At 57.8% G+C, this 26100-nt stretch carries 25 protein-coding genes and 1 pseudogene; 9 read left to right on the top strand and 17 right to left on the bottom strand.

The window, feature by feature from the left end:
* Positions 1 to 27: 27 nt before the first annotated feature.
* Genes potC through potA form a run of 3 tightly spaced genes read right to left on the bottom strand, consistent with a single transcriptional unit; the run spans position 28 to position 2745 of the window.
* Positions 28 to 801, bottom strand: a complete 774-nt coding sequence (potC, locus tag ABD997_RS03565) for a spermidine/putrescine ABC transporter permease PotC (protein WP_345315640.1) — start codon at positions 799 to 801, stop codon at positions 28 to 30.
* Complete coding sequence (gene potB / locus ABD997_RS03560) at positions 801 to 1649, bottom strand: spermidine/putrescine ABC transporter permease PotB (protein WP_345315639.1); 849 nt, start codon at positions 1647 to 1649, stop codon at positions 801 to 803. Before potB ends, potC begins: the two co-directional genes overlap by 1 nt.
* Positions 1642 to 2745: a spermidine/putrescine ABC transporter ATP-binding protein PotA gene (potA, locus tag ABD997_RS03555; protein WP_345315638.1), complete on the bottom strand. Its 1104-nt coding sequence runs from the start codon at positions 2743 to 2745 to the stop codon at positions 1642 to 1644. The genes potB and potA overlap by 8 nt, the downstream gene beginning before the upstream one ends.
* A gap of 314 nt (positions 2746 to 3059) precedes the next feature.
* Here potA and ABD997_RS03550 point away from each other — a divergent pair, with 314 nt between their 5' ends.
* From ABD997_RS03550 to ABD997_RS03540, 3 genes are read left to right on the top strand one after another with little or no spacing between them, the layout of a single operon-like run.
* The gene (locus tag ABD997_RS03550; RefSeq protein ID WP_345315637.1) at positions 3060 to 3788 is read left to right on the top strand and encodes a hypothetical protein; all 729 of its coding nucleotides are present in this window, start codon (positions 3060 to 3062) and stop codon (positions 3786 to 3788) included.
* A gap of 5 nt (positions 3789 to 3793) precedes the next feature.
* A complete protein-coding gene (locus tag ABD997_RS03545; protein ID WP_345315636.1) occupies positions 3794 to 4582 on the top strand; it encodes a glucosaminidase domain-containing protein in 789 nt (262 codons plus the stop codon).
* Between the two features lie 26 nt (positions 4583 to 4608).
* Positions 4609 to 5262 carry a DUF2987 domain-containing protein gene (locus ABD997_RS03540; protein ID WP_345315635.1) on the top strand — a complete coding sequence of 218 codons (654 nt, stop codon included), beginning with the start codon at positions 4609 to 4611 and terminating at the stop codon, positions 5260 to 5262.
* Positions 5263 to 5329: 67 nt separating this feature from the next.
* On the opposite strand, the gene ttcA is transcribed toward ABD997_RS03540, so the two are convergent.
* From ttcA to ccoN, 11 genes and pseudogenes are all read right to left on the bottom strand, one after another.
* Positions 5330 to 6265, bottom strand: a complete 936-nt coding sequence (ttcA, locus tag ABD997_RS03535) for a tRNA 2-thiocytidine(32) synthetase TtcA (protein ID WP_345315634.1) — start codon at positions 6263 to 6265, stop codon at positions 5330 to 5332.
* A 122-nt stretch (positions 6266 to 6387) separates the two neighbouring features.
* Complete coding sequence (gene uspE / locus ABD997_RS03530; protein ID WP_345315633.1) at positions 6388 to 7317, bottom strand: universal stress protein UspE; 930 nt, start codon at positions 7315 to 7317, stop codon at positions 6388 to 6390.
* 109 nt (positions 7318 to 7426) lie between these two features.
* A pseudogene (gene fnr, locus ABD997_RS03525) lies at positions 7427 to 8170 on the bottom strand (fumarate/nitrate reduction transcriptional regulator Fnr); the annotation flags it as partial.
* A 37-nt stretch (positions 8171 to 8207) separates the two neighbouring features.
* On the bottom strand, positions 8208 to 8897 hold the full coding sequence (locus ABD997_RS03520) for a sulfite exporter TauE/SafE family protein (protein WP_345315632.1): 690 nt from the start codon (positions 8895 to 8897) through the stop codon (positions 8208 to 8210).
* Positions 8894 to 9049 (bottom strand): cbb3-type cytochrome oxidase assembly protein CcoS, encoded by a 156-nt coding sequence (gene ccoS / locus ABD997_RS03515; protein WP_345315631.1) that lies wholly within the window; start codon positions 9047 to 9049, stop codon positions 8894 to 8896. The genes ABD997_RS03520 and ccoS overlap by 4 nt, the downstream gene beginning before the upstream one ends.
* On the bottom strand, positions 9046 to 11424 hold the full coding sequence (locus ABD997_RS03510; protein ID WP_345315630.1) for a heavy metal translocating P-type ATPase: 2379 nt from the start codon (positions 11422 to 11424) through the stop codon (positions 9046 to 9048). The genes ccoS and ABD997_RS03510 overlap by 4 nt, the downstream gene beginning before the upstream one ends.
* Positions 11425 to 11433: 9 nt before the next feature.
* Complete coding sequence (locus ABD997_RS03505) at positions 11434 to 11910, bottom strand: FixH family protein (protein WP_345315629.1); 477 nt, start codon at positions 11908 to 11910, stop codon at positions 11434 to 11436.
* A 182-nt stretch (positions 11911 to 12092) separates the two neighbouring features.
* Positions 12093 to 13046: a cytochrome-c oxidase, cbb3-type subunit III gene (gene ccoP, locus ABD997_RS03500; RefSeq protein WP_345315628.1), complete on the bottom strand. Its 954-nt coding sequence runs from the start codon at positions 13044 to 13046 to the stop codon at positions 12093 to 12095.
* A 6-nt stretch (positions 13047 to 13052) separates the two neighbouring features.
* Entirely contained in the window at positions 13053 to 13217 is a 165-nt protein-coding gene (locus tag ABD997_RS03495; RefSeq protein WP_345315627.1) for a cbb3-type cytochrome oxidase subunit 3, read from the bottom strand.
* Between the two features lie 10 nt (positions 13218 to 13227).
* Positions 13228 to 13839: a cytochrome-c oxidase, cbb3-type subunit II gene (gene ccoO, locus ABD997_RS03490; RefSeq protein WP_345315626.1), complete on the bottom strand. Its 612-nt coding sequence runs from the start codon at positions 13837 to 13839 to the stop codon at positions 13228 to 13230.
* Positions 13840 to 13851: 12 nt separating this feature from the next.
* On the bottom strand, positions 13852 to 15285 hold the full coding sequence (gene ccoN / locus ABD997_RS03485; RefSeq protein ID WP_345315625.1) for a cytochrome-c oxidase, cbb3-type subunit I: 1434 nt from the start codon (positions 15283 to 15285) through the stop codon (positions 13852 to 13854).
* 423 nt (positions 15286 to 15708) lie between these two features.
* On the opposite strand from ccoN, the gene ABD997_RS03480 reads away from it, so the two are divergent.
* From ABD997_RS03480 to ABD997_RS03470, 3 genes are all read left to right on the top strand, one after another.
* Entirely contained in the window at positions 15709 to 15972 is a 264-nt protein-coding gene (locus ABD997_RS03480; RefSeq protein WP_345315624.1) for a hypothetical protein, read from the top strand.
* Positions 15973 to 17289: 1317 nt separating this feature from the next.
* On the top strand, positions 17290 to 18591 hold the full coding sequence (locus tag ABD997_RS03475) for a tyrosine-type recombinase/integrase (protein ID WP_345315623.1): 1302 nt from the start codon (positions 17290 to 17292) through the stop codon (positions 18589 to 18591).
* A gap of 381 nt (positions 18592 to 18972) precedes the next feature.
* Positions 18973 to 19374: a hypothetical protein gene (locus ABD997_RS03470; RefSeq protein ID WP_345315622.1), complete on the top strand. Its 402-nt coding sequence runs from the start codon at positions 18973 to 18975 to the stop codon at positions 19372 to 19374.
* On the opposite strand, the gene ABD997_RS03465 is transcribed toward ABD997_RS03470, so the two are convergent.
* Complete coding sequence (locus tag ABD997_RS03465) at positions 19371 to 19598, bottom strand: hypothetical protein (protein WP_345315621.1); 228 nt, start codon at positions 19596 to 19598, stop codon at positions 19371 to 19373. The two genes, ABD997_RS03470 and ABD997_RS03465, sit on opposite strands and share 4 nt — an antisense overlap.
* 709 nt (positions 19599 to 20307) lie before the next feature.
* Here ABD997_RS03465 and ABD997_RS03460 point away from each other — a divergent pair.
* The 3 genes from ABD997_RS03460 to fabA all read left to right on the top strand — a co-directional run bounded on the left by ABD997_RS03460 (position 20308) and on the right by fabA (position 23542).
* Positions 20308 to 21000 (top strand): site-specific integrase, encoded by a 693-nt coding sequence (locus ABD997_RS03460; protein ID WP_345315620.1) that lies wholly within the window; start codon positions 20308 to 20310, stop codon positions 20998 to 21000.
* 214 nt (positions 21001 to 21214) lie between these two features.
* On the top strand, positions 21215 to 22927 hold the full coding sequence (locus tag ABD997_RS03455) for a S16 family serine protease (protein ID WP_345315619.1): 1713 nt from the start codon (positions 21215 to 21217) through the stop codon (positions 22925 to 22927).
* Between the two features lie 78 nt (positions 22928 to 23005).
* Complete coding sequence (gene fabA, locus ABD997_RS03450; protein WP_345315618.1) at positions 23006 to 23542, top strand: bifunctional 3-hydroxydecanoyl-ACP dehydratase/trans-2-decenoyl-ACP isomerase; 537 nt, start codon at positions 23006 to 23008, stop codon at positions 23540 to 23542.
* Positions 23543 to 23655: 113 nt separating this feature from the next.
* On the opposite strand, the gene rmf is transcribed toward fabA, so the two are convergent.
* Positions 23656 to 23832, bottom strand: coding sequence for a ribosome modulation factor (rmf, locus tag ABD997_RS03445; protein ID WP_345315617.1), 177 nt, complete (start codon positions 23830 to 23832; stop codon positions 23656 to 23658).
* Between the two features lie 200 nt (positions 23833 to 24032).
* Complete coding sequence (locus ABD997_RS03440; protein WP_345315616.1) at positions 24033 to 26096, bottom strand: DUF3466 family protein; 2064 nt, start codon at positions 26094 to 26096, stop codon at positions 24033 to 24035.
* Positions 26097 to 26100 lie beyond the last annotated feature (4 nt).

The following is a 26100-nucleotide window of genomic DNA, read 5'->3' as shown; positions in this document are numbered from 1 at the left end:
GTCCCTCGTTGTTCCTGCACCGCCGTATCAGTCGGTGACTTTCTGTTTGAGTAAAAATTGTGAGATGACCACCAACAGCAGAGAAAGCAGCAGCATCAGGGTGGCCAGGGCATTCACCGCTGGTGTTACGCCCACCTTAACCATGGAAAAGATCTTGATGGGCAGGATCTCGTAGCTCGGGCCGGTGACAAAGGAGCTGATGATCACATCGTCCAAGCTTAGGGTGAAGCTGAGCAACCAACCACCGGCGATGGCGGGCAAGGCCATTGGCAGTATGATTCGGTGGAAGATCCGAAACTCGCTGGCACCCAGGTCCCGCGCAGCCTCCAACACGGTTCGGTCAAAGCCGGATAAACGACTGTAGACCGTGATCACCACGAAGGGGAGGCAGAAGGTGATATGAGCGGCCAGCAGCGACCAGAACCCCAGCGTTGCCCCGACCGCCACGAAGAGTGCCAGCAGCGAAACCGCCATGACGATATCAGGCGAGGTCATAACCACAAACAGCATGCCATTCAGTGCCATCTTGCCGCGGAACCGGTAGCGATACAGCGCGACCGCTGCCAGAGTGCCTATCAATGTGGCCAGGGTGGCGGCGAGGGTCGCGATGGTCAGGGAGTGCAGGGCGGCCTCCATTAAGCCACTGTTGGCCCACATGGCGTCGTACCACTTGGTGGTGAAGCCCCCCCAGCGGATCCCGCTCTTGGTGCTGTTAAAGCTGTTGGCCACCAATACCGCAATGGGCAGATAGAGGTAGAAGATCAGCAGGCCGATGAAACCCCATTTGGCGAACCTTTTCATCACACTCTCCCTCCCTGCATCGCCTTGAGCGTCCGTTGATAGATCCAGAGCATCAGTGCCATGGTGGCAATCAGTGTGACCGACAGGGCAGCACCGAAGGGCCAGTTGCGGGTGACCAGAATCTGATCACGGATGATATTTCCGATCAAAAGGTTGCCCGCACCGCCGAGCAGATCGGCAATGTAGAACATGCCCATGGCGGGTAGGAAGACCAGCAGACAACCGGAGATCACGCCCGGAAGGGTCAAGGGCCAGACCACGGTGCGGAAGGTGCGGAATTTCCGGCTGCCCAGGTCCCGTGCGGCCTCCAGGTAGCTGCTGGGCAGCTTCTCGATGCTGGCGTAAAGCGGCAGGATCATAAAGGGCAACAGGATATAGACCAGCGCCAGGATCACCGCGGTTTCTGTGTACAGCATCCGGATGGGGCTGTCGATCAGTCCCAGCTCCATCAAGGTTTTGTTGATGATGCCCCGATTGCCGAGGATCACCTTCATTGCGTAGGTGCGGATTAGGGAGTTGGTCCAGAAGGGGATGATGAACAGGAAGAGTAAAAACGCCTGCATCCGTTTGCTGGTGTGAGCGATGATCCAGGCTGCCGGGTAACCGGCCAAAAGGCAGATCAAGGTACAGATCCCCGCCAGGTAAAAGGAGTGGAGCACCACATCCAGGTAGAGCGGATCGACCAATCTGAGGTAGCTTTCGAGGCTGAACTCGGGACGCACCAGTTCACGCAGGTCCGGTGTCATGACGGAGACCGCCAGCACCATCAGGTTGGGGAAAAGCACGAAGATCACCAGCCAGCCGGTCAACAGACCCAGGCTCAGCCACTTGAAGCCTTGTCTATTCATGGGGCAGGACCACTTCCCAACTTGGGACCCAGGTAATGGCAACGCGCTGGCCCAGACGGTGGTCAAAATCCGGATCATCCTCGTCGAAGAATTCAGAGATCTGCAGTTGCTTACCGCTGTCGAGGGCGATCAGTGAATCCAGTGTCATACCTTTGTAGTTGCGCTCAAGCACGGTGCCGGAAAGGCCGGTTTGGTTATCACCGTTGTTGATCTCCTGCAGCCGCAGATCTTCCGGGCGTAACAGGACGTGAACCCGATCCCCCGTCGATAGCGGCAGCTCACTGTGGATCGGGTAACTGCCACCCTCTATGCGGGCGAGGAAGGTGCCGGGTTCAAGCAGGCGCTCAATGGTGGCATCGAGGATATTGGACTCGCCGATAAAACGGGCAACAAACAGATTGGCCGGCGTTTCGTAGATCTCGCGGGGTGTGCCCTGTTGCTGTATCCGTCCCTCATTCATCACCACGATGCGGTCCGACATCGACAAGGCCTCCTCCTGGTCGTGAGTCACGAACACAAAGGTAATCCCCAGTTGACGTTGTATCCGCTTGAGCTCCAGCTGCATCTGCTTACGCAGTTTGTAATCCAGCGCGCTGAGACTTTCATCCAGCAGCAAGACCCTGGGTTTGTTGACGACTGCCCGGGCAATTGCCACCCGCTGTTGCTGACCGCCGGAGAGCTCGGCGGGCTTGCGTCGTTCGAAGCCGGTCAACTGCACCATCGCCAGTACCTCGGTGATACGGGCCGCTATCTCCGTCTCGGGCACCCGCTTGGTGCGCAGACCGAAAGCGATGTTGTCGTAAACCGTCATGTGAGGGAAGAGGGCATAGCTCTGGAACACGGTGTTGACGCTGCGGTCTTCGGCGGGAAGATCGGAGATTATCTCTCCGCCCAGCATGATGGTGCCACTGTCCTGCTGCTCCAAACCGGCGATGATACGCAGCACGGTGGTTTTTCCGCAGCCGGAAGGGCCCAGCAGGGTGACAAACTCACCGTCGTAAATGGTGAGATCGAATTGCGTCAGGATCGCTTTACTGTCGAATGCCTTGTCGATGGCGTTTAAGCGGATCACCGCCTGTGGGAAATCGGTTGTCATCAGCCTGTGTCTGCGTATTGACGCATGGTTCCGAGTTAAACATATAAGAGGCGGATCTTACTGGCGTTCAGGCCAAGACCAAAGCGCTTCTATGCGCCTAACGACGTCATCGTTCCCCGATGGAAACCTGAATGCAAAGTTGGTAACGTTTTCGTTGCCAAAAGTGCAAGTTTAGCGTCAGGGTGTCACATTGACGCCGGATTTATGAACCTTTCCTGATCGCTAACGGTTTGGTTCGTGGTGCGGTTTTTACCGGAGCCCGGGTCGCGCTATAATGCCGCCCTGAATTTTCCAGTAAGGCATTAGAGACTTTCATGCGAAACCCCGACCTGCTCTCCATCCTCAAAGAGACTTGGCTGCACACTAAGGCTGGCCTCCAACCCATACTGGGTGCGTCGCTATTGGTCTTCGCCATCACTATGGGGGTGTTGACGCTGGGATTATCGTTGTTGGGCATCGAACTGCCGATGGATCTGGCCGATGAAGAGGCCGTCGCGAACCTGATGAACGAGACGTTGCCACTGCAGATGCTGATGCTCACCCTGTGGGCGCCGTTTGGCGCGGGTTTGGCCTACCTGGGTTGGCGTCGCGCCACCGGGCAGGATGCCAGCGTCATGCAGGTATTTAATACCTGGGCAATGGCGGTTCCCCTGGTGTTGATCGCACTGGTAACCGAAGTCTTGACCAGCCTTGGAACCTACATGATGGTGCTGCCCGGGCTCTACCTGATGGCAGTGCTGAGTCAGGCCAACCTCTACTACCTGTTTCATCGTGGCTCTCCATTGCGGGCAATGTTGAATTCCGCCAAGGTGGTTCATCGTAACCTTCTTCTGGTGTTCCCTTTCTACGTGGTGATGGCGGTGTTGATGGTGGCCTCCTTTATGACCATGGGGGTGGCGCTGGTGGTTACCGTCCCTTACTACTTCTATGGCAAAGGGGTGCTGTTCCGTGAGCTTTTCCCGGAGCTCACGCCTGCGACCGAGGAGCCGGCGCACGCCGGTGAAAGCACGCCGGTATCGAAACCAGACAGCTTCGAGGCCTAACCGGTATGAGAAGTGGACGTATCGGACGCATTACCCTCGGGCTGGCAGCAGTCGCGCTGGCGATGATTGTCATTCAGACCTCGCTGCCGCCGGAGGTGACCTCGTCGTCGTTTCCGAGGCTGGAGAAAAACCCGACCCGGATGCAGGCGCCGGACTTCTCTCTTTACACCGATGTGCAGGCAAAGAAAGCCGCTTTTTTCGGTTTTCTCCGCCCCCTGGTTGCGGAGGAAAACCAAAAAATCCTGGCGCAGCGCCAGTGGCTGAACTCCGTACTTGAACGTGTACAGGCGGGAAAAACCCTGGACAGTACCGAGGAGCAGCGCCTGACTGAGCTGGCGGAGGACTACCGCTATGAACTGCGTCACCTCGATGAGGAGAGCCTAAAGGCCCTGCTTGAGCGGGTCGACGAAGTCCCCGAGGATATGGTGCTGATTCAGGCCGCCAACGAGTCCGGCTGGGGCACCTCGCGTTTTGCGGTAGAGGGCAATAACTATTTCGGCCAGTGGTGCTTCAGTAAAGGCTGCGGCCTGGTGCCCAACTCCCGCGACAGCGGACTGAGCCACGAGGTCGCCAAGTTTGCCGATCCCCGCGCCTCGGTGGCGGCTTACCTGCTTAACATCAACACAAATGGGGCCTATGACGATCTGCGCGACGTTCGTCGCGGCCTGCGAAAGGCGGGTCAGCCGGTAACTGCCGAGGACCTGATCCCGACCCTTATCCGATACTCCGAACGTAGAGAAGCCTACGTGGCGGAGCTGCTCCAGATGCTGGGCGACAACCACATCTATCTGTAAACCAGAATGAATACATAGGGAAGTTCATGGGAAAGGGTGTATTTTGGCGACCGCTGGCGGCGGGCTTGTTGATGCTGGCCAGCGCGCCAAGCCAGGCGCTGATGCTGGATTATGGCGGTTTTTATGATCGCATGAAGGTGGTTAACAAGGCGGATTATCCGCTGGTTTCCATCGCGTTTTATCTCAACCACAGGGCGCGCATGGTGCCTTGCGAGATCACCCATGCCGCCCTGAGGTTCAAGGGCGAGATCCTGCCGCTGGGGGTCAATACCCACAACGAACTGTTGCTGCCGTTCAAAGCAGAGTTCAAAACGGATAAGGCGGTGCTGGATCTGACGGTAGAGGAGGGGGCGCAATGCGATTTCGCCATGCAGTTGCGCTACGCCGATCCCCTGCAGAGCACCTTTAGCCCGGTTGAGCTGGCCGCTCTTATCCAGCAGTTCGATCAGGTACTCAAGGGCTTTGCCGGTTTTCCCTTTCGACTTCTCCAGCCGGATGTCACCGGTGTGGTGATCCAGCTTGCTCCGGACAGTTTGGCGACCGGTGAATCAGGTCAGGCGCTGATGGCGGCGGTCGATGAACGCGGACGGATCACCCTGACCCTCGACCAGCTTGATGCCCTTGGGTCCATGGCGTTCAGCGCGCCACCGCGCTGGATAGGGCCCTATATCGTCCGCTGAGGCGGTCGTCCCGGACAGTCAAAAAAGCCACCGCAGATACGGTGGCTTTTTTGTCGTTACCCGTGTTTCACGGCTCGTAAACGTTGACCACGTCCAGGGCGTTATCGGGCTTCCGGTCCAGCTTTAGGTGGCCAGAGTTGTTCACATCAAGAAAGTCGAACGCAGGAAGGTCCGCCTCGGCCACCGAGCCCTCGAACTTGGCGTCGGGATCCCGCTTCAGGCTGACGAAATCGAATTGGCCACGATCCACCATCTGAGACGGGGCCACATTCTGTAGCGCGGTAAAGATGGTTTCGATGCGGCCCGGATGCTGCCGGTCCCAATCATTGAGCATCTCCTTGACCGCTTTACGCTTTAGGTTCTCCTGGGAGCCGCAGAGGTTACAAGGGATGATGGGGAAGCGTTTTAATTCTGCATACTCAGCGATGTCTTTCTCACGACAGTAAGCCATGGGGCGGATCACCAGATTGGCGCCGTCGTCGGAACGCAGCTTTGGCGGCATCGCTTTCATCTTGCCGCCATAGAACATGTTGAGGAACAGAGTCTCGATGATGTCGTCCCGGTGATGGCCCAAGGCAATCTTGGTGGCGCCAATCTTCTGGGCAAAGCCATAAAGGGTGCCGCGACGGAGGCGGGAACAGAGTGAGCAGGTGGTTTTCCCCTCCGGGATCTTCTCCTTCACTACCGAGTAGGTGTCCTTTTCCAGGATGTGGTAGGGGACGCCGACGGATTTCAGGTAGGCCGGCAGAACGGTTTCCGGGAAACCGGGCTGCTTCTGATCCAGGTTGACCGCGACCAGCTGGAACTGCACCGGAGCACGATGCTGCAGGTTCATCAGGATGTCCAGCATGGTGTAGCTGTCCTTTCCGCCTGACAGACACACCATGACTACGTCACCCTCTTCGATCATGGCGTAGTCTTCGATGGCACTGCCCATTTCGCGACGCAGTCGCTTCTGCAGTTTGTTCAGGCGTGTTGTTTGCTTTTGGCTCAGCGCTTCCACCCGGTGCTCCTTAACGGCAACTTGAGATCAGGGGCGGCATTATTCCAGCACGGCGGGGCAGGGTAAAGTCTGGCGTGAAAAAAGCGGGCCCCTAACAGGGCCCGCGATCGGATGCTCTGGGCTCACAGAGTGATGGGCGACTCGAACCCGTCGGGCTTGAGGGCCAGCAGGTCGCACTGCAGCTGGTCGATCACATGCTCGGCGGTGTTACCGATCAAGGCGGCCGAGAGGCCGGTCCGGCCAATGGTTCCGATCACCACCAGCTCTGCGTCCAGCTGTTCAGCGAGGTCCGGGATCACATCCTCGGGCAGCCCCTCGAGTACATGGCAGTTCTGCTCATTGATGCCGTGATGCTTGGCCATCTCGGCAAGGCGCTTTTCATGGTGTGATTTGAGGGACTCATTGTAGGCATGGGCATCGAAGTCCGGTAATTCGATGGCGATGTTGACCGGCGTCCCCGGGTAGCCATTCACCAGGTGGACTTCGGCTTTGACCGCATTGGCCAGTTTAAGCGCCTGGGTCACCACTTTGTTGTTCAGCGCCTGGTGATCATCATCCTCGGCAGCGACGTTGACGGCCACCAGGATCTTGCCGGCCTCAGGCCAGTCATGGTCCTTTACCAGTAACACCGGAATGGGGGATTTGCGCAACAGGTGCCAGTCCGTGGGGGTGAAGATCACCGACTTGAGCTTATCGTGGTGATGGGTACTTTTGACGATCAGATCTGCCTCGATACGCAGCGCCTGCTCGATGATGCTCTCATAGGGGCGGTTGTGCCAGGTGACGTGTGTGTCCACCTTTTGCCCTTTCTCCCGAACCGGCTGCGCCAGCTCTTCGAGCCAGGCCTTCCGCTGATTCACCAGGCTGGCGCGCAGGTTTTCACGATCATCCGAGGAGAGCATCGAGGTCATTTCGTACGAAAAATCAAACACGCTCAGGGACAGCACCAGGTTACCCTGGCTTTGCTGGGCCAGGTACGCCGCCCGTTCAATGGCCGGCTGGGCATCGTGATTGGGATCCACCGCCACCAAGATGCTTTTGTACTGAGTCATAGTGTTCTCCTTACCAGATCCACCTCTTCATGGTGGCACCTTTGATTGAAAATTCCTTGTTTCAGATCAGCATAGACAACCACGCCCGGCAAGGCCGGGCGTGGTTTAGTCAGGGCTTGTTGCGGTTGACACCAGCGATCCGGGTTAGTGTCTCAATATCCAGGATGGTGACATATTTGCCGTCCACCTCAATCACCCGGTTCTTCTGTAGACGGCTGAGCAGACGGCTGATGGTCTCCACCGTTAAACCCAGGTAGTTCCCGATGTCGCCTCGGGTCATGGAGAGGCGGAACTGCCGGGAGGAGAAGCCACGATCTCCGAAGCGAAACGACAGCTGGCTCAGAAACGTTGCCATGCGCTGGTCCGCCGTCTTCTTGGAGAGGGTCAAGATCATCTCCTGGTCGGAGACGATCTCCTGGCTCATCATGCGGAAGATCTGCCGCCTAAGGGCAGGCATGGTGGCAGAGAGGGTATCGAGCATGTCGAAAGGGATCTCACACACCATGGCGGTTTCCAGTGCCTGGGCGAAACTGTGGTGGCTCTGCTCATGTAAGCCATCGAAACCGACCACATCACCGGCGAGGTGAAAGGCGGTGATCTGCTCTTCGCCAGACTCGGTCAGGGTGTAGGTCTTGATGGAGCCCGAGCGGATGGCAAACAGGGAGCGTAGCGGCTGACCGGACTGGAACAGCAAATCTCCCTTATGAATAGGGCGCTTGCGTTCGATGATCGCATCCAGTTCGTCGAGCTCATTGTTGTTGAGCGTGAAGGGGATGCAGAGCTCCGACATACTGCAATTTTGACAGTGGATGGCGCAGCCTTGAGTCATAGTACGTCCTTTTTTGGTGGCTTGCGGTGCAAATCATAAGAGCGTATATCCCGAACGCCCGTCACAAAAGGTGACTTAGCGCAATATATGCCATTTGAACACCGTACGCAATCAGGACTAAGCCACTCAAAAAACGAAACTTTTTATTATTTAATAGGCGTTCGAGCAGATCAGCTGCGGCCCCCATCGCCAAAAGGGCCGGAAGGGTACCAAGGCCAAACCCCGCCATAATGAGTCCGCCCTGAATCGGATCCGCGCTGGCCAGGGCCCAGGTTAGGGTGGAGTAGACCAGGCCGCAGGGCAACCAACCCCACAGGGTACCGGCGACGAACGCCTTGCCAGGACTGTGTAGCGGTAACAGTCGTTGAGCCAGGGGCGACAATCGCTGCCACAGCGGCCGGCCCAGCTGTTCAAGGTACGCCAGCCCCCTAAATAGCTGGCTGATATAAAGCCCCAGCAGGACGAGCATCACCGCAGCCAGCAGTTGCAGTGCGGAGAGTGCCGCATCCAGCTGGAACAGGGCTGCGAGCATACCGGATGCGAACCCCACCAGGATCCCGGCCAGGGTATAGCTAAAGATCCGGCCGCCGTTGTAGGCCAGAACAAAGGCGATCCGCTGCTGCAGGTCGATAACCCCGTGGTTGGGCAGGGCCCGGCTGAAGGCGCCGACGATGCCGCCACACATCCCAAGGCAGTGACCGCCACCCAGTAACCCCACCAACATCGCGGCCCAGAAGCCGTATTCGGTCATTTTTTCTTGTTGTCCGGGTCGTCAAAGAGGATGGAGTAGCCCTCGCGATCCAGGTCCTCGTACTGCTTGCTGCGAACGGACCAGAAAAACACTGCCACTGCCGCACAGACGAACAGCATGGCGATGGGGATTAGGATGTAAAGGATGCTCATGAAAGGCGCCTTAATAAACGGATGCTGTTGGCGACCACCACAAGGGAGCTCAGGGACATGCCCGCCGCGGCCAGGTAGGGGGGAACATGCCCGGTCACCGCCAGAGGCAGGATCAGCAGGTTGTAACAGAGGGATATCGCCAGATTTTGACGGATCACTCGGTTGGTGGCACGGGCGGTAAAGATGCCATCGACCACCGGCTGCAACTTCTCACCCAGCAGTACCAGATCCGCATGGCACTTGGCCAGATCCGTGCCCCCGGCCATCGCCACGGACACGTTGGCCCCGGCCAGCACCGGGCCATCGTTGATGCCGTCGCCAAACATCGCCACGCTCTTTCCGTCAGCCTGCAGCGCCGCCAGGTAGGCGAGCTTCTGCTCCGGGCTGTGATCGAAGTGGACATCGTCGAGATTCAGCGACTGTGCCATGGCTTTAGCCCTGGGGTTGGGGTCACCGGAAAGCATCTCGCAGCGAAGACCCTGGCTACGCAGTTTCTTGATGGTGGCACCGGCGTCGCTGCGCAACCGGTCTGTCAGGGAAAATGCCGCAACGACCCCCTGTTGATCCGCAAGGTAGATGCTTTCCGCCGGCAGGCTGGCATCCCCCACAAATCGGGCCTTGCCGATACGGTAAGGTTGGCCCTTAACCACGCCGGTGATCCCCTCGCCGGTGTGGTAGCGTGCTTCAATGGCACGGAGGCCGGCGCGCCGGTAGGGCAGAAACGCCTGGGCAAAAGGGTGTGATGAGTGGGCTTCCAGGGCGGCAGCGATCCCCAGGGCGTCGTTCTCGCTGAGCCGGTCGCTCAATATTGCAGTGTGAGCCAGGCTGAAGCGTCCCTCGGTCAGCGTCCCCGTCTTATCAAACAGCAGGGTATCGATGGTCGGCAGGGCCTCCAGGGCCCGGGCACTTTTTACCAGCAGGCCCTGCTGCATCATCCGGTTGGTGCCGCAGGTCAGGGCTGCCGGGGTGGCCAGCGCCAAGGCGCAGGGGCAGGTGGCCACCAGGACCGACAGCATGATCCAGAACGCATCGTCGGGGGCCAGTTGCAGCCAGATCCCGTAGGTCAGGGCGGCGATCACCAGTATCGCCGGCACGAAGTAGCGCGCGACTCGGTCAGCGAATTGGGCGATGGCCGGTTTGGCGGCTACCGCCTGCTCCTGAAGCCTTACCAGGGTGTTGATCCTTTGGTCGGCACCGGTGCGCAATACCTCAAGCTCGATAGGCTGGTCCAGGTTGACGGTACCGGCGAAGAGTTCGTCCCCCTTGAGTTTGGTAACCGATTCCTGCTCACCGGTGAGCATCGACTCGTTGAGCTGGGTTTGGGCACTGAGAAGGCGGCCATCCACAGGGATCCGCTCGCCGGGTAACACCCGACAGATCTGGCCGGGTTTCAGGGTTCGGGCGGCCACCTGACGGCTATCGTTGCCCTCAACCAGCTGCGCGGTGGCGGGCACCAGTTTCTGCAGGTTGCTGGCGTTTTCGGAGGCCTTTCGCCGGGCCCGTTGCTCAAACAGGCGCCCCACCAGCAAAAAGAAGGTAAACATCGAGATCGACTCGAAGAACACTTCTCCGGTGCCCTTGACGGTGGCCACACAGCTGGCCACGTAGGCCAGTAGGATGGCGATGGAGACCGGCACATCCATGTTCACCCGCAAGCTGAACAGGGCGCGCAGGGCACTGAAATAGAAAGGTTGGGCTGAGTAGAGTACGACCGGGGTGGCGAACAGCAGGCTGACCCAGCGGAAGTAGTCACGAAACTCCGTTTCCAGGTCGTGCCAGTAGCCGGTATAGAGCGCGATTGCCAGCATCATCACCTGCATGGTGGCCAGGCCAGCGAGCCCGACACGCAGTAGGAAACTCTGACTCTCTTTGGCGTTTTTGAGCTCCTGGGCGTCCACCTGGAAGGGGGAGGCCTGGTAACCGATGGCGGCCATGGCAGAGAGGATCTCCGAGAGTTTTCGCTGACTGCTGTCCCACACCAGCACCGCGCGCTGGGTGGTGGTGTTGACGTTGATCTTGGCGATACCGGGCAGGCCGGCCAGGTGCTTCTCAATCAACCAGGCGCAGGCGGCACAGCTGATCCCCTCTACCGACAGCAGCACCTCCTTGAGATCCCCGCGGGCGGCCACGAACTCCTGCTGCACTTCATCCAGGTCGTAGGCAATCAGCGAGGCCAGCTGCGGCGGTACGTCCTGCTGTTTACCGGTTTCGGTGCGATAGCGGTAGTAGTCGGAGAGGCCGGCGGCAACGATGGCATCGGCCACCGCGGCGCAGCCCGGGCAGCACATCGGCTGCTTGATGCCATCGATGTGACTGGAAAAACCGGCCTGTTCTGGCACAGGCTCGGTGCAGTGGAAACAGAGGTGCGCGCTCATGACCGTACCTTACTGAAACCAGAGGGTGTCTTCGCTGGGCAGGGTTACCCGGCTCTGCAGGCGCCAGCTCTGGTCATAGGCGTCGATCTGAACCATCCAGGAGCCCTCCAAGGGACCCTCTAGTGGCAGACGATAGGCGCCGTGGCCGTCGCGGGTCAGCATCTGGGTAAAGTCGCGATCTGCCAGGGTGACGTGGTGAAATTCCACTTCAACGGCACCGTTGACCGGCTCACCGCCGTGTTGACGGATCAAGATGGCGTTATCCTCGATATCGAGGGAGAAGCGCAGCCCCAGCTTTTGAGCGGTGCGGATCCTTGAGAGGTCCTGGTTGATCCCTTTACCCTCTTTGTAATAGTCCTCGGAGACCATGGCAAAGGGGGTGTTGGCGGCGATGAAATAGGTGTACACCGACGCGACCACTGCACAGCAGGGGAGGATAATCAGGAACCAAGGCCAGAACTGCTTATACCAAGGTTGTGGAGTCATTATTGTTATACCTTCCGTTGGGAGCTGGGTCTCATCCTAACCGGCTGTGGGAGGCAGATCTAGGAACAGCTGCCGCAATATAGTGACTTTGCTCAAGGCCTGGGCAGAAATCGGTAAGAGATGAGGAAAAAGCGGAGTAATAGAGCGAAAAAGCCCCGCAGTGCGGGGCTTTATTAACACGTTTACTGGTTAAGACTGTAGACGTAGGAGCTGATGAGGTGAACCTTGTCCTCGCCTAGGATCTCCTTCCACGCCGGCATCTGACCGGAGCGCCCATTTTTGATGGACTCGGCGATCACACCACGGCTGCCACCGTAGACCCAGGCGTCGTCACTCAGGTTAGGGGCGCCGAGCATCTGGTTGCCTTCTCCGTTCATGCCGTGACAGGCAAAACAGCCTTTCATGTAGCTGCCCTGACCACGAGCCGCGGCGTCACTGTCGTGATCACGCCCGGAGAGGCTCAGCACGTACTCCACCAGGTCCGGGATCTCGGCGTCATCGATGGGCAGGCCACCCTTGGGCGGCATGTAGCCGTTTCGACCGTTCATCAGGGTCAGCTTGATGCTCGCCGGATCGCCGCCGTAGAGCCAGGCACTGTCGGTCAGGTCGGGGAAACCGGCACTGCCGCGGGCATCGGAGCCATGGCACTGGGCACAGTTTTGCAGGAAGAGGCGCTGGCCTATCTTACGGGCCTCCTCATCCTGGGCCAGGTCTTCGATGGAACGTGCCGCATAGGCTTCGAAGATGGGACCAAACCGCGCTTCCGCATTGGCGATCTCACGCTCGTACTGCACCACGGCATCGCCACTGCGCGCCTGCTCTGCCTGAGCATTGGACTCTTCCATGCTCAGTACCTGTTTGTTGGCAGAGGACCAGTTCAGCAAGCCGGGGTAGTTGCCCATCCCCGGATAGAGCGCCAGGTAGGCCACGCCAAACACGATGGTGACGACGAACATGTAGCTCCACCACTTCGGCAAAGGATTGTTGATCTCCTCGATGCCGTCGAAGTTGTGCCCCATGGACTCACCTTCGTTCTTGCCCATCTTATCTTTGATGCACCAGATAAGGCAGGCTAGGGAGCCGATAATGACCGCCGCCACGCAGAAGATGACGATAAAGCTTAAGAGGTTACTCATCCGTGTTTACTCCTTGCCGCCATCCTGGCCTTGTTGCTCATCGGCGAACACCAGGTTGGCGGCCTCGTCGAACGATTTTTTCTGATGTCTTGAGTAGGCCCAGGCGATGATCCCGATCATGCAGACCAGCAAAACCGAGGTGTAGATCCCATGGAATGTACCGTAATCCATTTTCTCTTCCTTATTTGAGGGCTGTACCCAGGGACTGCAGGTAGGCGATCAGGGCATCCATCTCGGTTTTACCCTTCAGGCTGTCCACGTCCTTCTGCAGCGCCTCGTCGTCTCCGTAGGGGACGCCGAACTGGTCACGGAACACCTGCAGCTTCTTCAGCGTGTGCTTGCTGTTGACCTCGTTCTCCGCCAACCAGGGGAAGCCCGGCATGTTGGACTCCGGCACTACGGCGCGGGGATCGATCAGGTGAACCCGGTGCCAAACGTCCGAATAGCGTCCGCCGACCCGGGCCAAGTCCGGCCCGGTGCGCTTGGAGCCCCAAAGGAAGGGGTGTTCCCAGACGTGCTCACCGGCAACGGAGTAGTGGCCGTAGCGCTCGGTCTCGGCGCGGAAGGGGCGGATCATCTGACTGTGGCAGTTGGCGCAGCCTTCACGGATGTAGATGTCGCGGCCCTCCATCTGCAGCGCGGTGTAAGGGGTCAGGCCCTCTACCGGCTGAGTGGTTTCATCCTGGAAGATCAGGGGTACGATCTCTGCGACACCCCCGAAGCTGATGGCCACCACGATTAGGATGGCCAGCAGGCCGACGTTTTTCTCAACAAGTTCGTGTGAAAATTTCATTGCTGCTTCTCCTTAGGCCGCTTGCGGTGTCGGTTCGGCGGCGATGGAGCCCTTCGGCGCGCTCACCGTGCGGTAGACGTTGTAAGCCATCAGCAGCATTCCGCCCAGGAAGAAGACACCACCGATAAAGCGGACGAAGTAGAACGGGTAGGAGGCAGACAGCGCCTCGACAAAGCTGTAGGTCAAAGTGCCATCAGCGTTGACTGCACGCCACATGAGGCCCTGCATAACACCGGAGATCCACATCGCCACGATGTAGAGTACGGTACCTATGGTCGCCAGCCAGAAGTGGGCATTGATCAGCTTCACCGAATACATGCGTGCCTGGCCGAACAGGTTCGGGATCAGGTGGTAGAGCGCACCGATGGAGATCATGGCGACCCAACCCAGAGCACCGGAGTGCACGTGACCAACGGTCCAGTCGGTGTAGTGGGAGAGGGCGTTCACCGTCTTGATGGACATCATCGGGCCTTCGAAGGTGGACATTCCGTAGAAGGAGAGCGACACGATCAAGAAGCGCAGAATGGGGTCAGTACGGAGCTTATGCCAGGCACCGGAGAGGGTCATGATGCCGTTGATCATCCCACCCCAGGAGGGCGCGAACAGGATCAGGGACATCACCATCCCCAGAGACTGGGTCCAATCCGGCAGGGCGGTGTAGTGCAGGTGGTGCGGACCGGCCCAGATGTAGAGGGAGATCAGCGCCCAGAAGTGCACGATGGAAAGACGGTAGGAGTAAACCGGACGGCCAGCCTGCTTGGGAACGAAGTAGTACATCATCCCGAGGAAGCCCGCAGTGAGCAGGAAGCCAACGGCGTTGTGTCCGTACCACCACTGTACCATCGCATCCACCGCGCCGGCATAGATGGAGTAGGACTTCCACATGCTGACCGGAACGGACATGGAGTTAACGATGTGCAATACGGCGACGGTAATGATGAAAGCGCCAAAGAACCAGTTGGCCACGTAGATGTGGCTAACTTTACGCTTGATCAGGGTGCCGAAGAACACCAGGGCATAACAGATCCACACGATGGCGATGGCGATCTTGATCGGCCACTCCAGTTCGGCGTACTCCTTGCTGGTGGAGATCCCCAGCGGCAGGGTAATCGCAGCGGCGACGATGATCGCCTGCCATCCCCAGAAGGTGAAGGAGGCCAACTTGTCGGAGAACAGCCTTGTCTGGCAGGTGCGCTGAACCACATAGTAGGACGTGGCAAACAGGGCACTGGTACCAAACGCAAAGATGACGGCGTTGGTGTGAAGAGGACGAAGGCGACTGTAGGTCAGCCAGGGGGTATCGAAGTTTAGGGCAGGCCAGATCAGCTGCGCGGCGATCAGCACGCCAACAGCCATTCCGACAATACCCCAAATGACGGTCATGATGGCAAACTGGCGAACTACGGTGTAGTTGTAGTCAGGATGCCCCTGAGAGGTTTGGTTCATATCATGCTTCCACTGCATTATCTGCTTTTGTATGGTTCTGCGGCGTCGGCGGAAGAAACCGGCCAATTTGGCGCATTAGTGACTTTCTACCGGGCTGCTGCCTGAAACGTGATGTAAATCAAGGCTCCGCCATCATACTTGAGTAGTATCAAAAAACCCAATGGAAAGGCGGTTGGCAAACTTGATCCGGATCAAGTTATCGCCACGCCACTGTGATATGGCGCTTCACAAAGAAAATGCATGGCTAATCAACGTATAAAAAACATACTTCTTCACATATGTCTGGCGCTTACCGCCATGCTTTGGCTCGCTGGTTGCGACAATGAGCGAGCTTCATTGAAAACGGCGAGCGAAGAGGGTGTTTTATGCAATTTTTCCGAAGGCCCCTGCGCGCGGTCGGAACTTACGCTGGGGCTCACGCCGGTGCATGCGCCCAGCGAGCAATCCCTGGCGCTGACGCTGACATCGCCGGACGGATGGCAGGTTCGCGGTGCCCGTATCGAGGGGCGTGATATGTTCATGGGGGTGATCCCGGTTCGTTTTGATACCCAGGGCCGGGCTACGGTGATGTACGGCAGTTGCAGCTCCGACTATATGGTGTGGCGCCTTTGGGTGACGCTGGAAAACGCCGAGGGAGAGGAGCGGATCCGTTTCTTCGACTGGCGGGCTGACGGGTCACCGCAATAACCGGAATACCCCCAGCAGCGCCTTGTTTGATGGACGAGGAATATCGGAGTTTACTGTCGCCTGGAGTGGGGACTCGAAACAGGCGTCGCCAGAACAACAGCTCGAACATGGCGTCGGTGATCACAAAGCCGATGGTCCCATCTGGTATGCCCGGTGTGTAACACACTAAGGCGGCGAGCAGGCAGAGTGCGGTGCTCCCAAGTTTCATTATCATGCTGCCTTCCTTGGCGCTTTAATTATCCGATCGATATCGAACAATCATCTTTTAAAGCGCTTTTCCGTTACGCCAGTGGAGCTAGGTTGCTGACCCTACATTAAGGTGGTTGTGCTTGTGGCGCAGGTGGGGCCTATTGGGTCGCGGCGGTAACAGCCTCAAGCGAGCGGCTCCTCACCGGCGGGATCTCCTCATGTCGGGCGGTGGTGCACTTTTAACTGTTGGGCGAGAGGGAATGGGGGTGGGCGTAGGCCGATATGCAGTGGTCAATGCGGACAGAGTTGGCTTAAAGAAGCATTACCAGATCTTATTTAACATAATATACATTGTGCGCACTGTGGTGTCAGGTAGGCCAGACCAGGGTACGGTGCCCGATAAGGCTGTACACGTAAAATTCACAACAGTGTTTGTCAGCTGGGCGTCGCGGTTCAAGTGCGATCCCCGGGATGGCTTTGTTGATCTGTACTGCCGAAGCTTCTGGTTACTGGCAAATCGAGATACGCACTCGGCATTTCGCTCTAGCGTGTATCTTTGGCGTTGTGCTGCGCATCACCAGAGTCTAATTACCGATGGGCTTAATGCCTTTTGGCCATGCCGGTGCGGTAAGGGTTCTGAACGATTGGTGGCCTCGGTGATTAACGGCTCCAGGACGTTTCTCGGTATCACTCCCGTCCGGGCCTATCCCGTCTTCTGGTTGATGGCCAGCGAGAAAGGTGTTTGTTTAGTGATGCGAATGGTACTGGTAACGGATGAGCGCGCATCAAAAACGTCCACCAAGGTTTGGATAAGAAGCGGCCAGGTTGGCGAGCCGAGCGGTCGGGGAAATGCGCAGGTTTTGCCGGTGGACCATGAAACGCCGATAAGAACGGGCTCAGTAGTTACCAAGACGGACGCAGGAATTCGGGCTCAATCCCGACTTTCCTATAAGTCGGGGTTGCGGTGAGCATCCGTTTCTATCCGGCTTATTTTTTGCTGTCCGGGCCACTTGCACTCGAGTACACATCTCCTGTCTTTTAGTTAAACTGTATGTTTATACAGTTTAACTTGAGTCCCTAAGGTACGGCGTATAGCATGAGATCTTCGAAACCTGAGTTTATATCCCCATGCCAACCCAAGAGCTCGAACTTCCCCCCTATCTACCCTACTTTGAATCCCTCGAACACTTTGATCTGGGCAATCCGCTGGTCAATCAGCATGTCGCGCGTCTGAGTGCCGGTGGCATTGGCGATGCCGGCTACCTCTATGAACTGACTATCGCCTATCTGGATGAGCTGAAGAGTCGTCCCAATAACTTCAAATCCGCCCGTTCGGAGATCACGACGTTCCTGATCTGGTGTTGGGAGATTGAGGGCTTGCAGCTTTCTGAGGTAACTCGCAACGATATGAACCGTTTCCTCAATTGGTGTGCGAGTCCGCCAACGTTGCTGATCAGCAACACGCAACGAGCCCATTTTATTGAGAGTAAATCCTTGGCGATGCGCGTGCCGAACCCCCTCTGGCGCCCCTTTGTGAACCGCCTGCCCAAGGGCGTGGATCTCCCAAGTGCCCTGCCCTACAGTCGTAAAGCCTCAGCAACGAAGAACCAATTGGCAGTGTTGTCCGCCTTCTATCAGTTTCTTAACGATGAAGAGTATTGCGATCGCAACCCGGCCGCCCTGGCGATGCGGCGAAGTCGATTCAGCGATCAACGCTCACCACTGGATTGGAACGATGGGGACCAGGAGATCAAAGCACTGAACCCACTGCAACTGGCTTACCTGTTTAGAGCCGCGGACCATCTGGCCGAGGCGGAGCCGGCCCGGCATGAGCGTACCCGTTTTTTGATTATCCTGCTGTTTTCCACCTATGCGCGGATCTCCGAGATTGCCGCCCGCCCTGGTTATTCGCCGGTGATGGCGCAGATCAGGCGGGACAAGAACGGAGAAACCTGGGGTTTCTACATTCCCATGTCAAAAAACGGTAAGGCCCGCACCGTGGCGGTCAGTGATGCCTTGCTTGCTGCGGTAAAGCGCTATCGCAGCCACTTGGGCTTAAGTGAACTGCCGTCCCCGAACGAAAATTTCCCGCTACTGGTTCGGCAAAGGGCGGCGCAGCATGGCCGGGAACCCCACACGCTGAACGCGAACCTGGGGATCAACGCCATCCGCGACGAAGTGGACCGTGTCTACCGCGAGGCTGCGTTGATGCTGGACGCAGCGGGACGGCCCCACGATGCGGCGGAGCTGCGAACCATGACGGTGCATTCGCTGCGCCATACCGGGATCAGCGCGGATCTGGAAAAGGGACGCTCCCTGCACCATGTGATGGTGGACGCCGGGCATCAGGATATCGGGATCACCTCCCGCTACATTAGCGCCTCCTTTGTGGAAAAGTATGAAAGCGCTAAACATAAGGGCTTGGATTAAACCTGCGCCTCGATTTTCCCAGGCGGATGTAAAAGCCGGCATCGAACTGCCGGCTTTTCGTTAGGTGACCTGACAATGAGGGTTTGCCCATTGGGGGATGGAGCTGGATGTTCCCGCCATCGTTCCATCATTCATCTATCGTCTTTTAAGCCAGATGAGCACAGTGCGCTTCCCGTAGAGGGTCACCGAGGCGGACAGGCTGTTAGTCCCCAATTACCACATGAGGTAATTAGGGGGTTGCCTGGAGACGAGTTTTGTTAAAGATAAAGCACCTCGGATCAGGCAAGGGAACCCTAGGTACCCACTTGATGATGACTTAGCGCACATGAGCACTACCACATGTGGTAACTTGGCCGCATTAATTGCCCACGACGTGTTCTCATGCCTAAAGCCCTGCCTCTTGACTGCCACTTTGTCCGCTTCATCTTGAGCCGTTCCGACCTGTTTTTAACCCGTTACGCCAGTCTGACCCAGGTTGGCGCTTGGCGAAGGCGTATCGAGCAGGAGTACCTGCCACACTGGCAGGAGTTGGAGTTTCATGGTCCCGAGGGACTGTCGGAGCAGATAGCGGCATTTGTCGCCCTGACCTTTGGGCCGGGCCGTTTACCCATGCTGCGTCGCCGCTATGCGACGGAGCGCCACCGGCGGGCCAAACTCACGAAAACGGTGGAGTTGGAGGTGGACGCCATTAACCAACTGGAGCAGATCAAAGCGGAACAGGCACTGTCGAGCTACTCGGAGGCGATTGCCTGGCTCTGCCAGCGTGCTTCAAAGCCAGGTTAAAGGGGAATATCGTCTTCGAGATCCTGTACCGGGTGCGCCATACCTAACCGCTGCTCTATCTGCTCCAACTCACACACCAGCTCATCCATATCTCGGGCACACTGCCCCTGAGATTGCTTATCCAGCGGGTAGAGCCAGTATCCCGCTGCGTGTTCTGGCAGGGTTTTAATACCATACCCGGACTGAGCAGCCCGTTTTGCCAACAGAGTAAATCTCAGATCCATGACACGCTCCTCTTATTGGCCATACCCTACCTCCGTGGCCTGGCCGGTTATAAATTGAACCAAATCTGCGTTATGGTAAATGCGGCGTCCATCTCCATAACCGTACGCCCAGCCTTGCATTTTTCGAGTCAAACCCCAGTGACTGGTTGTAAATATCCAACGCTTCAAGACGCCGGAGGGTAGAAACACATTGGCCCGCCGTTGCATATGGAAGGGTTTAACAGCACCTGATCTAAGGGTAGTTTCTTGACTCCAACTTCATGATGAAACATGCGCCATAACACGGGCTGCTAATCTCCCCGTACCCTCCCCCTTGCCCAAAAGCCGGTTGGGAACCATAAACGCTATCACACTGAGCAGAAGTAGATTAGATCCACTAATTACCGTTAGTTGATCTAAAAGGATCGCTCCAGTACCATGCTCAACCTGTTGTTTTATTTAGTGATTGGTCACCATGACGGATCTGGTTGATCTAACCCCTGCCCATTTAGCACCCGAGTTGGCGTCGTTCAGTACCCTGGTCGATCCTGAGGATATCGCCCGCTTGAGCGAATTTCACCAGGCCAGGTTGGCCCCAGCCTCCTGGCAGGCAAGGAAATCCGACCTGAATCAGTACCTTGTCTGGTGTAGCCACCACCGAATCGAAGCGAAGGCGCCCACGCCGGCGGACTTATGTCTCTGGTTGGCTCACATGGCCACGGACGGGAGAATGAACCGACTCAGATATGAGTCGCAAACAGGTCAATCCTCCCTGTTTGCCGGCCCTGCCCTCTCCGTGCGCTCCATTCGACGACGCTACAGCTCTATCCTCTGGTTCCTCGATGTTGTTGGTAAAGATCGCATAGGCGCGAACCCGGCCCGGGATCCCCTGGTCAATCAGCAGTTGGCGGGGATAACCCGGTTGCTGCCCAGCAAACCCAAACGGGCGCCCGGCCTCACGAACCAGTATCTTCCCGAGATCATCAAGGGGATCGAGGGCTATGACTTCATCCCTCGCCGGGACCGGCTGCTGCTCTCACTGGGCTTTGCCGGTGCGCTAAGGATCAGTGATCTTGCCGCCTTACAGATAGAGGATGTGCAGATCCTCGCCCAAGGCCTGGTACTCGGCTTTGAGCAGCGTAAGCGAAAGAGTCACTTTTCCCAGATCAGCATCATCGCGGGCCAGCATCCCGCCTGTTGTCCTCGCGCGCTATTGCAGTCCTATCTTTCCGCGCTGGGGAGCTTCACTGGGCCACTTTTTCGTCGCGCCAACCGCAATGGCGATCCCCTGCCCAAGGCCCTACACCCTCAATCTATCGCAAGGATCATCGAGCGTCGCGGTGCGGGGTTCCTGACTCGGAAAGGTCGCTTTACCGGCCACAGCCTGCGTCGCGGCTTTATTGATTCACTTTGGTTCGGGTGAGGTATTTGATTATTAGACGGACTTGGTCGATGCACTTATGGAGTTCAACCCCTATGGTATGTAGGCAACGGAGTCACGTTCCCGATTGTAAGCAATCCTTAAGGAGAATCAGGTACGGTTCTTTTCACTGAGTTCCGAAATAGCGCCAACATACTACCGAATCCTACGCTACGCCTATGGTATATTGACGCTTTTGCCCGACCGGAGTCGTTCCTTGCACCCTTTGCGCCTAGAGCCCCATCGCCTCTCCCCCCGCTTCTCCTTCAATGACGCAGATGTGCAAGCCGGCGCGTCCCCCTGGCTACTGGGTCAGCAACGTTGCAGCGATGCATGGGCGCTGTTTTGCCGCTGCCCGGGGCAACATCTCTTTGTATCAACCTTCCCCGGCTTTGATGCCGAGGCGATGCTACTCTCGGTCTACGCCCACGCGCCCCAGGTGGCGCATCCTGGCTACCTGATCGCCGAGGAGCAATCCTCGGGTCAACGACTGGTCAAGTGCACCCATGCACAATTCGACGCCGAACGACCTGGCCAGACACTGCTGGCCGCGCTGCAGGGTCTGCGGTTTGTTGATCAACCCCTCTCTCGTAAAACGCTACTGGGCACTATCGACAAGGAGGGGCATTACCACCCCGGCCTCCTGGCCAGCTGCGAGGTACTGGTCGTCCCCGCAGAGGGGCTTCTGGATAAGCCCTCACGCTGGACCCTGATAAAGGAGGCCTTGAAGCGGGGTTACCTCGCCTTCAGTGGGAGTCCGATCCAGATCCCCCTAACCTGTAAAGTCGTCGTGATGGGAGATCCCCTAGCTTACGATACCCTCAACGGGTTTGACCCGGAGTTTGCCGACCAGATCAGTCTGCTAGCGGAAGCCCAGGGAGAGTGGTTCATTGACCAGCCACAGGATACCCACGCTTGGGGGGCTGCGCTTCGTGCCATCGCCCAGCTCTATTGCCAGCGTGAATTGACCCCTTGCGGCGTCACGGAGATGGCACGCTATGCCAGTCGCCTATGCGAACATCAACAGCGCCTCTCTCTGGCGTGGCACCAGCTGGGGCAGACGCTCGCCCAGTGTGACGGAGGCGCCGCCCCCATCAATGGAGAACGGATCTGCGAAACTCTGGAGGCACAGCGCCAGCGCCATAACAGTGTGGAGATCTACGCCCAGCGTAACGTCGAGGAGGCGCTCGTTCGGGTCGATACCGAGGGGGATAAGGTGGGTCAAATCAACGGCCTAACCGTCGTGGACTACTTTGGCCACAGCTACGGGGAACCGGCGCGCATCACCTGCTCTGTGCACTACGGTGACGGTGAAGTCGCGGACATCGAGCGTAAATCCGAGCTGGGCGGTAACATTCATGCCAAGGGGATGATGATCCTCTCTGCATGCCTCTACCGCATCTTCGGCCAGGATGAGCCCCTGCACCTCAGTGCCAATATTGTGTTCGAACAGTCCTACCAGACCATCGACGGTGACAGCGCCTCACTGGCGGAGTACTGCTGCCTTATTTCCACCATCGCCCAGGCCCCGGTGAAGCAATCCCTGGCTCTGACCGGCGCCATCGACCAGTTCGGTAATGTCCAGGCGATCGGCGGAATCAACGAAAAAATCGAGGGCTTTTTCCACCTTTGCCGTTATCGCGGATTAACCGGTGATCAGGGCGTCATCGTCCCCACCGCAAACCTCAGTCAGCTCAATCTCAGTGACGGCGTAATCGATGCGGTGAGAAACGGTCAGTTCCACCTCTACCACGTCGATAAGGTCGAGGACGCTCTTGAACTGCTCACCGGGATCCCTGTTGGCGAGGCCGACGAAGAGGATCGCTTCGAGGATACCAGTCTGTACGGCCGCGTTCAGCAACGGCTCGATGCGATGGCCGGTAACGAAGCACCTCTGCCACCATTTTGGCGCCGCTGGTTTAGCCGCTAACCCCATCTGGTTGGAGTTGTTTGGCGTACACCTGTTCGCTATTCTGGCGCCAGTCACTCAGCTAGGAAAATGAATCAGATGCAAGCGGCACTCGAACAACAAAGCAAAGCCAACCATTACGACAAGGAAGCGCTGGTCCGCAGCGGTTACGGACAGCTGTTTGGCTCCGCCTCTCCGCGTTTGCCCAAGGACAATATGCTGATGCTCGACCGCATCGTGGAGATCAATGAAAACGGCGGAAAATACGGTAAAGGCGAACTGATCGCCGAGCTCGATATCCGGCCGGACCTCTGGTTCTTCGATTGTCACTTTGAGTCCGATCCCGTAATGCCCGGCTGCCTGGGCCTCGACGCCATGTGGCAACTGGTGGGCTTCTTCCTTGCATGGCAGGGTGCTGAAGGCAAGGGCCGTGCCTTGGGCGTGGGCGAGGTAAAGTTCACCGGACAGGTGTTACCCCAAGCCAAAAAGGTGACTTACCACATTCACCTCAAGCGCACTATCCACCGCAAGCTGATCATGGGACTGGCGGATGCCACCCTGTCGGTGGATGGCCGTGAGATATACAGTGCCACGGATCTCAAGGTCGGCGTGTTCCAGGACGTTTCCAGCTTTTAATCGTCCCGTTGCCTCTTATACCAAGCAAAACGCGGCCCTCGGGCCGCATTTTTTGTTCAGTGGATTTCAATATTGACGCGTCAAAAAGCCCGCAAGTGCGGGCCGACAGGGATCTATTTGTTGAAGAGTCCGACGGATCGTCCGTCGATGGCTTCCCGCCATCCTCCTAACCATTGCATTTTGATGTCGACTGACTGATAGGGGCAGTCTTCGCGAGAGCGACCGGAAAGTCCGGCTTGGAAACCGCGGGAAAAAGCCCGCTCCATTTTATCTCGTTTCTGTCTCTTCATTGGCATTCCATCCCTTTACACAGTGATGTTTCAGTGAAGTCAGGCCAAGGGCCTTTATCAATACTTGCCTGTTCGTATGCCAAGATCAACACCTGAGTGCGCAATTGTCGGCACAACTGCGCTAAGTGCATGAGACAAATAGGTTACTTTTTTATAAAAAAAGGGGCCGTCTGGCCCCTTTCCATTGTCAGCTTTCCGCCTTAACCCCGGCGACGTCGCAGCCAAGCCAGCGGCAGCAGCCCCAGCAGCCAGGCGAAACCGACGCCTGCCCCCTGACGCTCGTTCGGCGGGATATTCAGACCGTCATCCAGCGGTACTTCACACGGCGGATCATCCACCGCCAACGGACGCAGGATCACCGAACGTGGCACCTGGTTGGTGGTAGGTTCACCATTGGCATTGGTATCCACCACAGGTTTACCATCCTCATCGGTGACGATCACGGTGCGGTAACCGACGAAGTTACCCTCTTCATCTTCTACTTCAATCCGTTCCGTCTTCACCTTGGGCAGATCCACCAGTGCCGTGGCGACAATGTTGCCGTCGTCATCGATGTAGTTGGCATCCACCAGGACAATGTCGGCTTCGTAGGTCACAGGTACCGAGAAGTTATTCTCATCGGTAATGGTGGCCTTTTGATAGATCGGGCTACCATCCTCCCCCTCCCCCACCACTTCCAGTCCGCGGGCACGACAGGTCAGTTGGGCGTTAAGGTTGGCGAACTGGTCACGGTTCTGATCGTAGATAAAGGCACGCAGTCGCCGGGGCAGGTTACGCACCCGATCAATCTCGATGTTCCCCACCACCAGGTTGTGGTTATTGATGGAGCGGGCTCGGGATGAGAGATCAGACTCGTAATCAAAAAAGTCCAGCGGCTGGGTGAAGGTGAACTGCTCCCCGTCCGCCGGCGTCTCATTGAGATCCACCCAACCGAACTTCACCCGGGCGTAGCCACTGAGGTAGCGACGCACGGCACCAACGGCGATGCCGTTGTCGTTCACGTCATAGGCGATGGACTCGATGATCCGCTCACTGTCTTCGCGGGTCGGTCCGATCAACGTGGGTTTCTCGGTGCCGTTCCAGGCCAGTGCCCAGAGCGACGAGTTGATCAACTTCACATCTTCCGGCGCGGCCTCCGGGTTAGTCGCCGCCTGCCCACGACCCACGGTCCAACCGGCGTTGTTTACGCCCAACGCCTGGGTGGTGTAGATCGCCGTGTCATCCTCTTCAAGCGCAAAGTGCATCGGCAATGCCTGCTCGGAGAGCACCGAGAAATCCCCGTAATTGAGATCCCATCGGTACGCCCGGGTCTGGTAGGCCAGATTGCCGCTGTTCTGCGCGCTCTGAATGCAGACCTCCAGCGGGAAGGGCTCGAGCGCGCCCTCCTCCGGTGCCTCTTCCGGGTACTTCGCATCGTAGCAGGCTTGCAGGCGCTCCTCGCTGCCGCTGGACAGCTCGGTGCTGGCATAGCCCACCACGGTGCCGTTGTCATTCAGGGCGGCGGCGACACTGATGCCGCCGATGGTGACCGACGGCCACTCCTCATCGGTCGCTTCCGGTTTCTCACCCACAAACGACGTGACAGGCGGCGCCAGGGTGACAAAGTCAGTAGGGTCACCGCTGCGCTGTACGAAAGCCCGGTTTTCCCACTCACGCACGAAGAAGAACTCGTCGTCGTCGTACCTGACCCCCTCCTCAACATCCTCCTCCTGTTCCGGAGTCGGGTTGTAGTTCGGGTTGGCTACCTGCTCTTGCAGGGCAGTGACGGAGCCGATCCGAAGGCCGAACGCCTCGGCACCGGCGCCAAAGTAGAACGCATCGGTGTGCGGGGTCGCTTCATCGTCGCCATCAGGGTTGAGCACCGGCGGGGTGTTTTCAAGCAGTGGTACGTAGATGGGGGTGCCATCGACACTGTCATGTTCAAACAGGAAGTTGTTACCGATAAAGGGACGGCGGATGGAGTTGGCAGTGATCCCGTTCTCCGGCAGGATGGCATCGACCACGTCATCGATCAGGTTCTCATCATCGGCGGTACTGCCGTCGTTGACTCCCTTGGCGATCCCGATGGCCACACCGTTGCTGATGGCCGCGCCATAACCGTTACGGGTGTACTGCAGGGTGCCCTTGACCGAGAACAACTCGTCAAGGTTGGTGATCTCGTAGGTCGGTAGCGCCCCCTCTTCGGCGCTTACGCTGACGCTCAGTGACAACGCGGCCGCAACAGCGGCCGCCACGCTTTGAGCGCGATAAGGCATTTGGCTCATACTT

The sequence above is a fragment of the Ferrimonas gelatinilytica genome (genome assembly GCF_039544205.1).
Classification (GTDB): Bacteria; Pseudomonadota; Gammaproteobacteria; order Enterobacterales; family Shewanellaceae; genus Ferrimonas; species Ferrimonas gelatinilytica.
Note: the sequence above shows the minus strand (reverse complement) of the source record. Positions and strands in the feature narration are given on the sequence as shown.